Source organism: Marinomonas shanghaiensis (assembly GCF_003259175.1).
In the GTDB taxonomy this organism is placed as follows: Bacteria; Pseudomonadota; Gammaproteobacteria; order Pseudomonadales; family Marinomonadaceae; genus Marinomonas; species Marinomonas shanghaiensis.
Genome location: NZ_QGOK01000008.1, coordinates 69,748 through 84,870, shown reverse-complemented (window position 1 = coordinate 84,870; position 15,123 = coordinate 69,748). Strand labels below are relative to the sequence as shown.

The following is a 15,123-nucleotide window of genomic DNA, read 5'->3' as shown; positions in this document are numbered from 1 at the left end:
ATGAAAGACCTCGTTTTTATTGAGGGGCTAAAAACACAAGCTGTTATCGGTGTGTATGAGTGGGAAAAAAAAATACAGCAAGATTTGGTGTTTGATCTAGAGATGGAGCACGATAATCGTGTTCCTGCTGAAAACGATGATCTTTCTAAAACGTTAGATTACGAGGCGATATCCAATTATATTTTGGCATTTTGCGTCGAACGTCAGTTTGAGTTGATTGAAACCTTGGCAGAGCATTTGGTGGGAGAGTTGATTGGGCGTTTTAAGCTAAATGCGATGACTCTCACTGTTCGCAAGCCAGGCGCTGTACCAGCTGCTCAAGCTGTTGGCGTGAAAATTCATCGAAAGTCTGCGGTCACGTATTAATATTCGGCGCGTTAATTAATCAGAGGGGATAGGGTTTTATCGAGAGCCTCTGTACGCGCTTTTTTCAATGCTTGTCCTAGCTCTGCGCCGCCTAGGCCTTGTTTGATTAAAGGGGCTGCGTTGATGGTGGCAACCGCATTTCTTAAATCTTGCCAATCCTTCATCTTGCTATTTGTTAGATGGCTTAGAACCTCAATCAGTAATACAAAAGGTTGGGGTTTTTTGATGGCGTTAACAGAGGTTAACCAGTTCTCCCAGGCGGCAGAGTCCATTGGAATTCGCTGATCTTCTAAGAATGAGCGGGTTTGCTCCGTGAGAATTTTGAATTGATTTGGACTGCGAAGGCGTTGATGTAATTGAGTCAACGCTGCCATCGGTGTTTGTTTGCAAAGAATGGCCCAACGCTGAGCAGGTGTGAATTCTACTTGGTGTAAGGTATTAGCAGAGGCTTGATTGTCTTCCCAAAGAAACTGAGGAAAGAGCTTGTCCAGTGCATTGGCCTGTTTTAATACTGAAAAGAAGACAGAGGCATGACGCGTGTTGAGTGCTTTTTCTAATTCTTTCCAAATGCGCTCTGCACTCAGCGTAGAAAGCTCTCCAGATGCGCTAATTTTTTGCATCAGGGACAGCGTGTCTGGAGCAACGGTAAAGCCAAAATCGTGAAAGCGGGCGGCAAAGCGGGCAACACGCAATACCCGTAATGGGTCTTCTACAAAAGCGTCAGAGACATGACGGAGCAGTCGATCGTGCAAATCCTGCTGCCCGTGAAAGGGATCAATCAACACGCCATCTTGGTTTTGTGCAATGGCATTGATGGTTAGATCTCTGCGCTCTAAATCTTCTTCTAGTCGTATGTCTGGCGAAAAGTCACAAATGAAGCCTGTGTAGCCTTGCCCTTGTTTTTTTTCTTTGCGGGCAAGGGCGTATTCTTCTTTGCTTTTGGGGTGAAGAAAAACCGGAAACTGCTTGCCTACCTGTTGATAACCTTTTGCCTCAAGTTGCTCTGGTGTCGCGCCTGTGACGACCCAATCATGGTCTTTGACAGGGAGTTCTAGTAAGGCGTCTCTGACCGCGCCACCTACGAGATACACTTGATACGAGGTTGTCATGCCTATCTAGCTACCTGTTTCGCATTGTTCTGGGAACATGGCGCTCCATTGGCTAAAACCGCCATTTAAAGAATACACTTCTTTGAAGCCTTGTGACGCTAAGTATTCAGCCGCGCCTTTACTGCTATTGCCGTGATAACAGCAAACAATAACAGGTTGGTCTTTTGCTGTGCCATCAATGAAGTCTTGAACGTTATCATTGGTCAAACGGACTGCGTTTGCCATGTGGCTATTATGGAAACTGGTCAGATCGCGAATATCGACAATGGTGGCATTGTTTTCGATAATTGGTAGAGCATCTGAAATATCAATACAGTGAAAAGTCATGAATTCTTCCGATTAAGTGTACAAGGTGTGCTAAAACGCTGTTTATCTTCTAAGCGCAATGCGGTCAGGCTTCCTCCCCAAACACAGCCGGTATCCAGTGCATGGATATGTTCTAGCTGAGTTTTTCCTTCTAAAGCCGCCCAGTGACCAAAAACGATATGACAACCTTCAGGAACTTTAGAGGGATAATTAAACCAAGGCGCGAAGCCTTTTTCGGCGGTATTAATGCCTTCTTTAGATTTAAGGTCAAGCTTGCTGTTTTCGTCACAAAAGCGCATGCGTGTCAAATAGTTAGTGATGGTACGAAGGCGATCTAACCCCGTCAGATCATCGCGCCATTTGTCTGGTGTATTACCATACATGGTCGCAAAAAAATCATCAACACGGTCGGATCTAAGTTTGGCTTCGACTTCACTGGCGAGAGATTGAGTCTTAGCCAGATCCCAGCAGGGAGGGATGCCCGCATGGGTCATCACGGTGTTGAGCTGCTCATCGTAATGAAATAAGGGCTGTTGGCGTAGCCAGTTCATTAAATCATCACGATCAGCCGCCGTGAGTATCTCGGCTAATGTGTCGCCACGCTTTAATTTTCCGTGGCCATGAGAAACCGCCAGTAAATGCAGATCATGGTTGCCTAACACAACGGTTGCATTGTTGCCCAGTGATTTGACGAAGCGCAGCGTTTCTAATGACTCTTCGCCACGGTTGATTAAGTCACCAGCAAACCAAAGTTTGTCTTGTTCTGGATGATAGTGAATGTTCTCTAAAAGCTGTACCAGAGGCGTAAGACAGCCTTGTAAATCACCAATAACATAGGTTGCCATAAGTCGCCTCAATGAACCTGATTGGGTACGGACAATGTAAAGGGGCGGATTGGAGCGTCAAACTCTGTGCCATCGTCCGCGAGGAACTGGTAGCTGCCTTGCATACTGCCAACAACGGTATCCATGACCGTACCGCTGGTGTAATGAAAAGATTCCCCAGGTTCCAAATGCGGATATTCTCCGATGACGCCGCTGCCTTTCACTTCTTGTACTTGTTCATTGCCATTGGTGATGATCCAGTGGCGAGTTTGAAGTTTGGCTGATTCTGTTCCGCAATTGGTAATAGAGATGTGATAAGCAAATACGTAACGCGATTCAGCTGGTGTTGATTGGCTTGCGAGATATTCTGTACGAACAGAAACCACGACGTCATATTTTTGCATTTACCCTTCCTTTTTGAGGACGTAGTTGGTGATTCGAACGAAGTCTTCCACGTCAAGTCTTTCTGGACGTAATGTGGGATCAATGTTTAAGGCAGCAAAATCATCGGTGTCTAATACCCCTTTGTAGTTATTACGTAGGGTTTTGCGGCGCTGTTGAAAGCCGATTCTGACCATGTCTTCGAGCATTTTGATGTTATTAACTGGGTAGGGCAGTGTTTTATGTGGTGTCATTCTTACAATGGCGGAATCGACTTTTGGTGCAGGGTCAAATGACTCTGGTCCAACAATAAAAAGTGATTCGACAGAGCAGTAATACTGCGCCATGACACTGAGGCGCCCATAGAGGCTATCACCGGGTCGTGCGGCCAAGCGATCAACAACTTCTTTTTGTAGCATGAAGTGCATATCTTCAATGGCATCGGCTTGACTTAATAGGTGGAAAATAAGCGGCGTTGAAATATTGTAGGGCAAATTACCCACAACGCGAATGGCTTGTTCTGGGGTGCTAAGTGAAGCAAAATCAAACTTCATCGCGTCGGCTTCATGAACGGTAAGTTCAGGAAAGCGGAAGAGGTTTACCTTCAAAATCGGAATCAGATCACGGTCAAGCTCAACCACGTCCATGCGCTCGGTAACACTGATTATGCCTTCTGTTAAAGCGCCTTTACCCGGTCCAATCTCAACAATACGCTGGCCTTTTTTGGGGCCAATACAGGCCACAATGCGTCGAATAACACCGTGATCATGAAGGAAGTTTTGGCCGAATCTTTTTCTGGCTTTATGGGGTTGTTGTTTGCTCATTTAGAAAACTTTTTCGCGTTATTTGCCATGTTAATAGCATGTTGAATGGCCACGTTAAGGCTGCCGTTATTTGCTTTGCCTGTGCCAGCCAAATCAATGGCTGTGCCGTGGTCGACAGATGTTCGAATAATGGGTAAGCCTAATGTGATATTAACAGCATTACCAAAACCTGAGTATTTTAACACAGGTAAACCTTGATCGTGATACATAGCCAAGGCGCAGTCGGCATCATTTAGGTATTTTGGAGTAAACAGCGTGTCTGCCGGAAGAGGACCAATCAAGTTTAAGCCTTCTTGGCGGAGTTTGTTGAGTGTTGGAATGATAACATCCATTTCTTCTCTGCCAAGGTGTCCATCCTCCCCAGCATGGGGGTTTAAACCACAGACTAGAATTTTGGGTTGTGTAATGCCGAATTTTTCTTGTAGATCTTTATTGAGTGCTTTGACAACAAGGCTGATGCTTTGCTCTGTGATCGCGGCAGACACATCTTTTAGTGGTAAATGGGTGGTGACAAGCGCTACTTTCATGGCGTTTGTTGCTAACATCATAACCACATGGGGGGATTGGCATTGAGCTTGAAAGAACTCTGTATGACCAGAAAAATGCACCCCCGTTTCACATAAGATACCCTTGTGTACGGGAGGGGTGACAATCGCATCAAACTCTTTTCGAATGCAGCCCTCACCCGCTTGCTTTAGTGTTTCTAAGACGTAGGGAGAATTGGCAATATCAAGCTCGCCGGCAGTGGCTTGCTTTGCCAGCTGGATGGGCAAGACGCTGACCACGCCTTGCTGATGTGCGGTAATGTCGCTTGAATCATTGAGTGTTCGAATATCGATATTTAAGCCTAGAGTTGAGGCTCTGTCTTTTAGTAATTGCGGGTCTGCAAGAACCACTAAACGAGCAGAAAAGGTCTGCTCGTTTAGTGCGCTTAATATAATATCTGGGCCTATCCCTGCGGGTTCACCAGAGGTGATGGCAATAATAGGAAGTGACTCTACCGGATTATTGGCCATGATGTTCTCTTATTTCTTAAGATCTATGAAGGCATCTGCACGCAGCTCGTCAAGCCAGTTACCAAGCACAACGTCTTGTTTTTGAGCCGTTAAAGCGCGTTCTGCATTGCTGCGTTTTACTTTGTCGCTGATGTCTGCTTCACGACGGCCTTCTACTTGCAAAATATGCCAACCAAATTGGGTGCGGAAGGGTTTGCTCGTTCCGCCAATGCTGGTTTGGTTCATCATCTCTTCAAATTCAGGCACCATGGTGCCAGGTGTTACCCAACCTAGATCGCCACCTTGTAAAGTGGAGCCTTGGTCTTCACTTTGCTCTTTCGCCAACTGGGCAAAATCAGCTCCGTTTTCAAGTCTGTTATAAAGATCATCTGCTAATGCTTTAGTCTGTTCTATATTACGGATTTCATTAGCCCGAACCAGTATATGGCGCACTTTCGTTTGTTGTTGCAAGGTAACGTCTGGTGAGCGCTTTTCGATAAGCCACAGTAAGTGAAAACCTGCATTACTTTGTAGTGGTCCAATAAGTGGGCCTTTGTCGGTTTCTAGAGCACGTACAAATAATGGTGGCAGTTGGTTGAGTGGACGCCAACCTAGGTCACCGCCTTCAATAGCAAATTGACCGTCTGAGTTTTCAACCGCTTGCTGGATAAAGTCCTCTTCGGTATTGATTTTTTGCCTAATAGATTGGATTTTGGCTTCCGCTTCTTCGGGGTTGCTGGCTCGGATCAGTAAGTGACGCAGACGCACTTGTTCTTTTTCTTTGGTGATGCTGGTATCGGAACTTAAGTAGTCGTCAATTTCTTGATCAGAAATAACAATGCGTTTTTTTAGGATTTCGCGTTTTACATTATTAATCAGGATTTCTTGTTCAATTTGTTCACGGTAGCGTGAATAGTTAATGCCCTTACTGGCAAGCACTTCTTTTAAGCCTTGCAAATCTAAGTTCATATTTTGGGCCACGCCAAGAATGGCGTTATCAACGTCGGTGCCAGAGACTCGCATACCAATTTTTCGGGCATAATTTACCTGAAGCGCTTCGTCAATCATCTGATTTTGAATTTGACGATGAATGTTATCTGTCATCACCCCGCCAGGTACACGGTCTTTGACAATCTGAAAACGGTTTTGAATATCGCTTTCTAAAATAGGTTTGGAATCGACGATGGCTGAAATACCGTCAATTTTTGTTGGTTCAGCATGCAAGGTTTGTAGAGGTAGCAATGCAACGAAAATAAAAAAAGAAAACAACTTCATGATTAATATCCAACTTTTCCTTGGTTCCAATAGCTGTCAGCAATATTATTGGCTTCGGTATTAGCGCGACCAGCACTGCTTAAACTACGTAAAATAAATTGTAAAAAGACGCCTCTGTCAAACTCATTGTCATCGTTGAGCCAGTGTTGATAGCTCATCGAAACCTTTATGCAACAGTTCTCATAACCTAATCCGGCGATTTCTTTGGTGCCATCCTCTCTTAGGAAATCATAAGTGTACTGTGTGAACATGGACCAATTTTGGTTGATTGGAAAAATTGTCCCTATGCTTGCTTGTTTGGCATCGTCGTCTGAGTCTGTGTTATTGATCGAGTATAAATAGCTTAGGTTTACTTTTATGTCATCAACGGGTTCTAAGGACGCAACAAGTTGAGCTAAGTTTACCTCGCTATTGTCTAGGTCGTAATTCAAATTTCCTGTCAAACTATAGCGATGACCATTGTAGTTTGCCGAAGTAAGTAAATCACTTCGTTCCGCGCTGTCAAAGGCGCTGCCACTGTCAGTGTTGCCTTCAATACCAACATAACGATCCTCTAAATAAAAGATCTGACCGGCTTTGAATGCCCATCTTTCATTATTGTTTGCATCATATAGACGACTTTCTAGACCAAGTGTCACTTGCTCAGTATCACCAATTCTATCGTTGCCGTTAAAACGCTTGTGACTAAACGCTTGTGAATACGTCATTGTCGGCTCACTGGCATCAAAATTAGGGATATCATTCTGCGTTTCAAGTGGGGAATACAAATAGCTCAATCTTGGTTCAAGTGTTTGTCGCCAAGGTAGATAGCCGCTTTCAAATCGACGTTCAAACATCAATGAGGAATCGATATAACGCGTGATATGGCCAAGAGAGACAGAGCGCTCTGAATCTGTGGTGTAATCTTGTAAGTCATAATCACGATATTGTGCCAGTATCCCTGGTGTAATGCTTCCCCAAGAATTATCAATGTTTAAGCTAATATCTTGATTTAATGCTATGCGCTGACCATCAAAATCATCTTGTGCAGGATCGTAGAAATCCGTGTATTGCACATCAATACCGTAATCTATAAGAGGAGTGGCTAAACGATAAGAACTGTCTATACGCGGTAGCCATTCAAAAGGCTGGTCTATCGTGCTATCAGGTGTTTGGTAGGTTAAGTAGGTCACCTTGTTATGGAAGTTTCCATTATTGAAGCCAAAATAAACGCTACGTTGATAATGATCTTTTTCACCAATCGATGTGCTGTTTGCTTCCGGATATTTGTCTTTCGTTGGATTGTCTTCCAATAAAAAGCCAGCACTAAAATAATCGTTTAGTCTCTGTGCTGTGGTGAGCTTTAACAGTGTTTGCTCATTTTCATCATTATCAAAGAAAGTGGATTGCTCATAAGTGGTTTCGCCGTAAGGGCTTAAATGACGCAATTCTAAATCAATTCCTTCGCCTTTCTCTTGGATAAACTGTGGTGTAATCGTGGCATCATAGTTCGGCGCAATGTTCCAATAAAAAGGCGCTGAAAGACTGAGTCCATCGGAACCTGAATAGCTAAAGCTAGGGAATAAGAAGCCTGTTTGACGAGAATTATCAATAGGAAAACGCAACCAAGGGAAATAGAAAACAGGTAATCCAGCGACCCGAATCTGTACGTGTTTTGCTGTACCAAAACCACTTTTTGTATCGAGCTTTATGGTGCTTCCGTAAAGCTGCCAGCTTTCTTCAGTAGGTTCACAGGTAGTGAAAAAGCCTTCCTCAATAAAAATGACGCCGTCTTGGCTACGTGACAAAAGTCTCGCTTCACCCCGAGCTCCGGTTTTGTGGCTGAGGAATTGGGCATCGTTGAACTCAGTGGGTGCATTACTGTTATTGGCAATATAACTGTTTGAGCTACGAATGAGTTGATTTTCGCTGCGAAGCGTAACGTTACCGTTTGCGCGATAATACTCATCTGGAACGCCTTCAATCTTGTCAGCGGACAAGGTGGACCCCGGTTGGCGTATTTCAGCTGCCCCTTGAAGATGAATCACACCATTCTCGTCACGCGTAATAAGGTCGGCGGATAGATCGGTTCCTTTCACATCGGTTGCTTGCCAGCTATTGATATAGGATCCTTGACAGTATCGACTGAGCTGGGATTGCTGCTCTTTAGTCAAGGACTCTCTTGGTGTCCAGTCCCATTGATCCACTTGTCCGTGTGCCAGTGGCAATACGAAAAGACTTTGAAAAAATAAGGCGTATGTTCGTAAATGCTTAACCATGCAGGGTATACTTGCTACCAAAAGTTATTGTCCGAAATCGGATGCTGCCCACAAGCGGGTCCATGTTGAGAGACAAATGATAATCTAAGCAGGCCCATAGGGGCTACCGATTCTGGAGAAATATCTTTATGTGGAAGATTGTTTGTGCAATTTTGGGTTACATTTTAGCGGGTTTTGTGGGGGCTTTGCTGGGTTTCTTTGTCGGCGGTATGATAGACAGAGCCCAGACTGGCGGGGCTTTCAGCCGTATTCGCAGTCGAGCCGATGTGCGCCTGCAACAGGAAACTTTTTTTCGTACATTATTTCTTTTGATGGGGCGGCTTGCTAAGTCCGACGGTCAAGTAACAGAAGCTGAAATTCAGTTGGCCCAATCTGTTATGCAGCGTCTAAGGCTGTCGCCTGCGGCACAGGATCAGGCTAAGCGCCTGTTTAATGAGGGAAAATCTGAAAATTTTGACCTTGCCTCTGTCCTAAATACCTTTAAACAAGTGGTTGGTCCTGGCGATTTAACACGTACTCTTTTGGAAGTGCTGCTGGTGTCGGCTTACGCAGATGGGCATTTTAGCCTAGAGGAAAGGTCATTTGTTTCTCAGGTTTGTTTTCACCTTGGGGTGTCAGAGGCTGAATTTGAAGCCCTACATATTCAGGTAAAACAGCAAGCTCATTTCAGTCAAGGTTACCAGTCTTCTTCAAATAGTATGGGCTCAAAAGACTTACTCAAAGCGGCCTATGAAGCATTGGGTGTTACGCCTGACATGACGGACTCCGAGATTAAAAAGGCTTATCGTCGTTTAATGAGTCAACATCATCCAGACAAATTAAGCTCAAAAGGCTTACCGGACGAAATGATTGAGTTAGCGAAAGAGCGTACCCAAGAAATTCAAGCCGCGTATGAAATGATTAAAAAAACACGCAAATAGTGCTTTTTTGGACATCAGTTATTTAACAGGGCTTTCATAAAAAAGCCCTTTTTTTACATTGGGTAATGTTTTTTGCTGATTGATTTGATCGGTATTTTGTTTTAGAAAGCCTCGTACTCGCTGCACTAGGAGTCGTTTGCTGTTTTTTCCTGTGACTCGATCGGGCAAGGCATCCAGCTGAATAAAATCCCCTTGTTTTTCTGCTCTCTGATTGGCCGCCTGTTTGCGCCATAGCGCGAATTGATCACTGCCACTGGTGCTTACGTAATAGTCTAAAATAGGTTGCGGTACTTGGCGGATTGTTTGAGCCATCTCATAAGAGGAGATGTTGGCAGGCGACTCAATATTGATAAGCATCAAAGCCTTGCCTGCGCTTTGATTGGCGGCTAGGTAACTGAGAGCGTAGCTGGCACCTGTTCCATAGCCAAGAAAACTAAATTGTTCAATGTTTTGCGTTTCCGCGTACGCAATAGTGGCTTCTATTCTGGCAAAAACCATGGCTTGATTGGGCAGCTCGGCCGATGTCGGTTGTGCATTGTTGACAGAAGAGGCATCGCCTGTGTTCGGTTTTACAGGTTCTGCGCGTTTTATAATATCTGGTACTTCAATCGATAGGGTGCACCAGCTGTATTCAGGCATGGCATCGCGTATAGGCGCTATAGCGTCGGGCCAATCTGGGTGTTCGTTATCCGAATGTAGCAAGATTAGACAGCCTTGTGTGTCACTGGTTATCGCTGCGCTGTAAAGGACTAGGAAGGGCTCACCATTTGCCTCTAAAGTTTGTATCTGGTGATTGAGTTTCCGCAACATTAATGACGTTTTTAATGCGTCGATGCGCGAGGCTTGTGGTTGAGGAACAACATACTCACTGTTTTTGCCTGTTGGTGTGTTCTCGCTTGGCGTGCTTTCTGTTTGTGTTGAGGGTGTTTCAGGCGTACCCTCGTTCGCCGCCTGCGGCTCTTCCGCTAAAACGGTAAGGCTTTTACTTAAGAAAAGAAGTGTCATGATAGCGTGGCTTAGCGCAGTAAATTTCTTCATTGTTTTCAATACTTCTTTTAAGTGTCTTGGTAAAATGCCATGTAAATTTTCATTATGAGACCTTTATTGTGTCACTGCTGGAGTCAGATATGAATGATTTTATCATTGCCCCTTCTATCCTTTCTGCCGATTTCGCTCGATTAGGCGAAGAAGTTGACAATGTGTTAGACGCGGGTGCAGACATCATACACTTTGACGTAATGGACAATCATTACGTTCCCAATTTAACGATTGGACCTATGGTCTGTAAAGCGTTGCGCAAACATGGTGTGACAGCCGATATCGACGTTCATTTGATGGTGAAACCAGTGGATCGTATGATTGGTGATTTCATTGAAGCAGGGGCCTCTTTCATTACGTTTCATCCTGAAGCCAGTGAACACATAGATCGCTCTTTGCAGATGATTCGAGACGGTGGTTGTAAAGCGGGTTTAGTGTTTAACCCAGCGACGCCTTTGCATTACCTAAAACACGTGATGGATAAAGTGGATATGATTTTACTGATGTCTGTTAACCCAGGTTTTGGTGGTCAGTCTTTTATCCCTGGAACGCTAGATAAGCTTCGTGAAGCGCGTGCATTAATAGACGCAAGCGGTTACGACATTCGCCTTGAGGTGGATGGTGGGGTCAGTGAAAAGAACATTGCTGAGATTGCACGTGCGGGTGCAGATACTTTTGTTGCGGGATCGGCCATTTTTGGTAAGCCTGATTACAAGTCTGTCATTGATGCCATGCGCAAAGAATTAGCGAGCGTCCGTTAATGAGAGCGCCTAAACATTTTTCTGCCTGGTTTGATGGTTGGCCTGAACTGGTGTGTTTGGATCTAGATGGTACTTTAGTTGACAGTGTGCCAGATATAGTAGGCGCTGTTGACGCCTTTTTAACGGAATTGGGTGCCCCTTTGGCTGGTGAGGAGCGAGTCAGAAGCTGGGTGGGATTTGGTTCGGCTAAATTGATAGAGCAAGCCTTAGAATGGGCGGGCATTGAAGCCAGCAAGCATGAAGAAGCTTATCGAATTTTTTTACTGCATTATCGTGCTCATCTGACAGATAAAACGACACTGTACCCTAATGTAAGAGCCTTATTAAAAGCGCTTAAGCACCATAATGTGCCAGTTGCCTTGATTACCAATAAGCCCAGTGTGTTTGTTAAGCCTATGTTGGATCATTTTGAGTTGACGGAGCAGTTTGGCTGGTTATTGGGTGGCGATACTTTAGAAGAGAAGAAACCCTCTGCTATGCCGCTGCTGCATTGCAGTGAGTCGATCGAGGCGTTGCCAGAAAATTGCCTAATGATAGGGGATTCTATTACGGACTTTAAGGCCGCAAATAATGCAGGCTTTAAATGTGTTTTGGTCACTTATGGTTATCATCAAGGTGTGGACTTGGTTTCCTTGGGTGCCGATGCGATTATTGATGATTTGGCTGAGTTGCTGGTGTAAGCCTGCAGCTCTGCTGTGAGTCAGTTTAAAAGGCCAGGTGGTAACACTTGGCCTTTTTTTGAGCAAATTTTTTGGGGGCTATTTTGTTGCTGTCGCTTCTGGTAAGCCTTCTTGTTCGGATAATACAGACATTTGGCTGCCTTTTGCCATATGAAGGGTGTGGGTTGGAAACGCGACTTCCGCTCCGTGAGATTCAATTATCTGCATGGCTTTAAACAAAACATCTTCTTTGACATTATGGTAAGTTCGCCAGTCTACCGTTTTTGTATAAGCATAAATAAAGAAGTCCAAAGAGGAAGGGCCAAATTGATTAAAATTCACCATGTAGGTTTGGTTTGTATCAAGATCTTCGTGGTTGGCCACCATGTTTTTTATGTCAGCCAAAATCGTTGGTAAAACACCAAAATCACTGTAACGGACACCAATTGTTTCATTGATACGGCGATGGGTCATGCGTGAAGGGTTTTCCACTGAAATGGTTGAGAAGGTCGCATTTGGTACGTATAGCGGACGCTTCTCAAAAGTACGAATGCGCGTCTGACGCCAGCCTATGTGTTCGACTGTACCTTCAATATTTTGATCCGGTGAACGAATCCAATCGCCAATAGCAAAAGGGCGATCTAAATACACCATTAATCCACCAAAAAAGTTAGCCAATAGGTCTTTTGCGGCAAAACCAACCGCGATACCACCAATCCCCCCAAACGCTAAGACACCAGAAATGCTGTAACCTAAGGTTTGCAGGATGACGAGAGCCGAGGTGATAACCACAGACGCGCGTAATAATTTACTGATTGCGCTGGCGGTCGTGTAGTCTACATTAGTGGTGATTTTATCTGAACTGGTAAGCGTTCTTTCACACTCTGAGATGCAACGCAGAATAAACCAAGTAAGAATAACAATAACGCCAATTTCTCTGATGGACTTAATGAGCGAAGACAGCGCAGGATCCATTTCCGAGCCAGATATCTCTGCAGCAACGCTCAAACCTACTAACCATATGAAAACTCCAATGGGTTTTTGTGCTGCATGGATCAGTACGTTATCCCAAGGCGTTTTTGTGCGTTCTAGCTGTTTGTCTATGCGTGTCAAAATATGATTAGCAACAAAGTTGGCGATAAGTGTTCCCAACACGACCAAGAATACCCTGACCACCCAGTGCATTTGGGTATCTCCAAGGCCTAAATAGATTTGCATTGTGTCCCAGTTCATTTTCTTTCTAATCTCTTTGTCATATGAATTGTTAAAGGGGTGAAGCTAAAAGGGTTAAAGCAGTAATAGTGTGCCCAGTCCCAAGAAGGCGACGAAGCCTGCAATGTCCGTTACAGTGGTCAAAATCACCGAGCCAGATAGTGCTGGGTCAATGCGTAATTTATCCAGCAAAACGGGGATGAGCACACCAGAAAGCGCGGCCATAAAAATATTGACAATAATAGCAAGGCCAATGACGGCACCAAGCATGGGACTTTCGAACCACCACAGTGTGACGACACCAATGACAATGGCCCATAGCAGGCCATTTAACCCACCGACTTTTAATTCTTTTGCTAATAACGATTTTAAGTTACTGCGGGTGATCTGGCCTAACGCAAGACCTCGGACGATTAACGTGAGTGTTTGACTGCCTGCAATCCCGCCCATGGACGCGACAACGGGCATTAATACCGCCAATGCAACGACCTGCTGCAGTGTGGCTTCAAACAGACCAATAAAAGCGGAAGCCAAAAAAGCCGTTAGCAAATTAATACCAAGCCAGATGCCACGAGTCGCCGCACTTCGTTTGACGGGGGCAAATAGATCAGATTCTTCGTTAAGGCCTGCAGTGGACATTTGCTGCGCTTCGTTTTCTAGGCGCCATGTTTCCATGGCAAGTCCAGCATGAAAGCGGCCTAATAAAACATGATTATCATCGACCACAGGGAGTGCTGATAAGGCGGATCGCTCTAGTTGTTCAGCGGCTTTAGTAAGTTCAGTATCCGCGTGAATAAAGGAGCATTCTTCATCAATAAGGCCCGAGATGGGTTCATGTCCTTGAGCTTTGAATAGCTGGTCGAATTTTACGCAACCCACCCAACGCCCCGTTCGATTCACGAGATACACCATATCTGTGTAGGCGGGGGTATTCTTTTTCAGCAGTCTTAGTGCTTCTGATACTCGGATGGATTGAGAGGCAATAAGCAGTTCGTGGTCTATCCAACGGCCAACAACATCGTCATCGTAGACAATACCTTGTTGATAATATTCTCGTTGCTTATTGTCCATCTGCTTGAGGGCGATATCAACAAGGCGATCAGGAAGAGAGTCTGTTATTTCAAGAAGATCTTCTGCGTCTACATCGGTGAACAAGGTTTCAATTTCGGTATCATCTAGACCTTTTAAAAGCAATTGACGAGATTCACCGCGCATTTCAACGAGAATATCAAGGCGGTTCGCCTGCTTAATATTAGCCCATGCTTGTTTACGTTGAGCCAAGGGAATAGACTCAAGTGCTAAAGCCACATCATCGGGCGTTAGCTCAGAAATGGCCTTATTGATTGACTCAGGTGAATGCTCGTCATGAATGAGGGTTTCGATGAGGTCGGCGACTTGGCTGTGCACTGCGTATCCTTAAAACACAAAATAATGACGGTAAAGATAACATGCTTTCAGCTTTGCCGCATAACCGTATGCATTGAAACAAGGCCTTACGGGAAAGCGATGGCATATCCTATCCTTCGTATGCGAGACACCGTGTTCATGACAGTGTAGAATTTACCGCATTTTACATTCCGATGTTTTCTTGCTTTTAGGCGCGTTTCCTCTTTATGTTATTGATGATCGACAATTACGACTCTTTTACTTATAACCTAGTGCAGTACTTCCGTGAGTTGGGTGCAGATGTGCAGGTATTTCGTAATGATGAAATTACGATTGAGGATATTGAGCGTCTTGCACCGTCTCACTTAGTCATTTCGCCTGGTCCCTGCACGCCAAATGAAGCGGGTATATCATTGGCAGCCATTGCGGCGTTTGCTGGCAAAATTCCTATATTGGGTATTTGCTTAGGTCATCAAAGTATTGGTCAAGTCTTTGGTGGCGAAGTGATTCGTGCTAAAAATGTCATGCATGGTAAAACCTCATCTATTTACCATCAAAATACGTCGCTGTTTACGGGGTTACCGAATCCCCAAACAGCAACGCGCTATCACTCATTGGTGATATCGGCGGACGCTTTGCCGGACTGTCTAGAAGTGACGGCGTGGAGCCAAACGGCAACGGGTGAAAGAGACGAGATTATGGGAATTCGACATAAAACGCTTGCCGTAGAAGGGGTGCAATTTCACCCTGAGTCGATTTTGACCGAGGCGGGCCATGCTTTATTGGCCAATTTCTTAACACGATAATTT

General features: G+C 44.8%; 16 protein-coding genes. 5 read left to right on the top strand and 11 right to left on the bottom strand.

Features of this window, described 5'->3' with window-relative positions:
• Positions 1-366 carry a dihydroneopterin aldolase gene (gene folB, locus DKT73_RS08385; RefSeq protein WP_111638111.1) on the top strand — a complete coding sequence of 122 codons (366 nt, stop codon included), beginning with the start codon at positions 1-3 and terminating at the stop codon, positions 364-366.
• Between the two features lie 11 nt (positions 367-377).
• On the opposite strand, the gene DKT73_RS08380 is transcribed toward folB, so the two are convergent.
• Genes DKT73_RS08380 through DKT73_RS08345 form a run of 8 tightly spaced genes read right to left on the bottom strand, consistent with a single transcriptional unit; the run spans position 378 to position 8,338 of the window.
• Positions 378-1,475: a tRNA nucleotidyltransferase/poly(A) polymerase-related protein gene (locus tag DKT73_RS08380; protein WP_111638110.1), complete on the bottom strand. Its 1,098-nt coding sequence runs from the start codon at positions 1,473-1,475 to the stop codon at positions 378-380.
• A gap of 6 nt (positions 1,476-1,481) precedes the next feature.
• The gene (glpE, locus tag DKT73_RS08375; protein ID WP_111638109.1) at positions 1,482-1,802 is read right to left on the bottom strand and encodes a thiosulfate sulfurtransferase GlpE; all 321 of its coding nucleotides are present in this window, start codon (positions 1,800-1,802) and stop codon (positions 1,482-1,484) included.
• On the bottom strand, positions 1,799-2,626 hold the full coding sequence (locus tag DKT73_RS08370; RefSeq protein WP_111638108.1) for a symmetrical bis(5'-nucleosyl)-tetraphosphatase: 828 nt from the start codon (positions 2,624-2,626) through the stop codon (positions 1,799-1,801). Before DKT73_RS08370 ends, glpE begins: the two co-directional genes overlap by 4 nt.
• Positions 2,627-2,634: 8 nt before the next feature.
• On the bottom strand, positions 2,635-3,009 hold the full coding sequence (gene apaG / locus DKT73_RS08365; RefSeq protein WP_111638107.1) for a Co2+/Mg2+ efflux facilitator ApaG/CorD: 375 nt from the start codon (positions 3,007-3,009) through the stop codon (positions 2,635-2,637).
• Complete coding sequence (rsmA, locus tag DKT73_RS08360) at positions 3,010-3,810, bottom strand: 16S rRNA (adenine(1518)-N(6)/adenine(1519)-N(6))-dimethyltransferase RsmA (protein WP_111638106.1); 801 nt, start codon at positions 3,808-3,810, stop codon at positions 3,010-3,012.
• Entirely contained in the window at positions 3,807-4,826 is a 1,020-nt protein-coding gene (gene pdxA, locus DKT73_RS08355; RefSeq protein ID WP_111638105.1) for a 4-hydroxythreonine-4-phosphate dehydrogenase PdxA, read from the bottom strand. Before pdxA ends, rsmA begins: the two co-directional genes overlap by 4 nt.
• Before the next feature lie 9 nt (positions 4,827-4,835).
• Entirely contained in the window at positions 4,836-6,080 is a 1,245-nt protein-coding gene (locus tag DKT73_RS08350) for a peptidylprolyl isomerase (protein ID WP_111638104.1), read from the bottom strand.
• Between the two features lie 2 nt (positions 6,081-6,082).
• Positions 6,083-8,338 (bottom strand): LPS-assembly protein LptD, encoded by a 2,256-nt coding sequence (locus DKT73_RS08345; RefSeq protein ID WP_111638103.1) that lies wholly within the window; start codon positions 8,336-8,338, stop codon positions 6,083-6,085.
• A 128-nt stretch (positions 8,339-8,466) separates the two neighbouring features.
• Here DKT73_RS08345 and djlA point away from each other — a divergent pair, with 128 nt between their 5' ends.
• Positions 8,467-9,258, top strand: a complete 792-nt coding sequence (djlA, locus tag DKT73_RS08340; RefSeq protein ID WP_111638102.1) for a co-chaperone DjlA — start codon at positions 8,467-8,469, stop codon at positions 9,256-9,258.
• Positions 9,259-9,276: 18 nt separating this feature from the next.
• Here the strand turns inward: djlA and DKT73_RS08335 are convergent, their stop codons facing one another.
• A complete protein-coding gene (locus DKT73_RS08335; RefSeq protein WP_111638101.1) occupies positions 9,277-10,296 on the bottom strand; it encodes a DUF3530 family protein in 1,020 nt (339 codons plus the stop codon).
• Between the two features lie 89 nt (positions 10,297-10,385).
• Here DKT73_RS08335 and rpe point away from each other — a divergent pair, with 89 nt between their 5' ends.
• Both rpe and DKT73_RS08325 read left to right on the top strand, forming a co-directional pair.
• Positions 10,386-11,057 carry a ribulose-phosphate 3-epimerase gene (gene rpe / locus DKT73_RS08330; protein WP_111638100.1) on the top strand — a complete coding sequence of 224 codons (672 nt, stop codon included), beginning with the start codon at positions 10,386-10,388 and terminating at the stop codon, positions 11,055-11,057.
• On the top strand, positions 11,057-11,737 hold the full coding sequence (locus DKT73_RS08325; protein ID WP_111638099.1) for a phosphoglycolate phosphatase: 681 nt from the start codon (positions 11,057-11,059) through the stop codon (positions 11,735-11,737). Before rpe ends, DKT73_RS08325 begins: the two co-directional genes overlap by 1 nt.
• 78 nt (positions 11,738-11,815) lie before the next feature.
• On the opposite strand, the gene DKT73_RS08320 is transcribed toward DKT73_RS08325, so the two are convergent.
• Both DKT73_RS08320 and DKT73_RS08315 read right to left on the bottom strand, forming a co-directional pair.
• Positions 11,816-12,949 (bottom strand): mechanosensitive ion channel family protein, encoded by a 1,134-nt coding sequence (locus DKT73_RS08320; RefSeq protein ID WP_111638098.1) that lies wholly within the window; start codon positions 12,947-12,949, stop codon positions 11,816-11,818.
• Between the two features lie 54 nt (positions 12,950-13,003).
• Positions 13,004-14,335 (bottom strand): magnesium transporter, encoded by a 1,332-nt coding sequence (locus tag DKT73_RS08315; protein ID WP_111638097.1) that lies wholly within the window; start codon positions 14,333-14,335, stop codon positions 13,004-13,006.
• A 206-nt stretch (positions 14,336-14,541) separates the two neighbouring features.
• Between DKT73_RS08315 and DKT73_RS08310 the strand changes: the two genes are divergently transcribed.
• Positions 14,542-15,120, top strand: a complete 579-nt coding sequence (locus tag DKT73_RS08310; protein ID WP_111638096.1) for an anthranilate synthase component II — start codon at positions 14,542-14,544, stop codon at positions 15,118-15,120.
• Positions 15,121-15,123 lie beyond the last annotated feature (3 nt).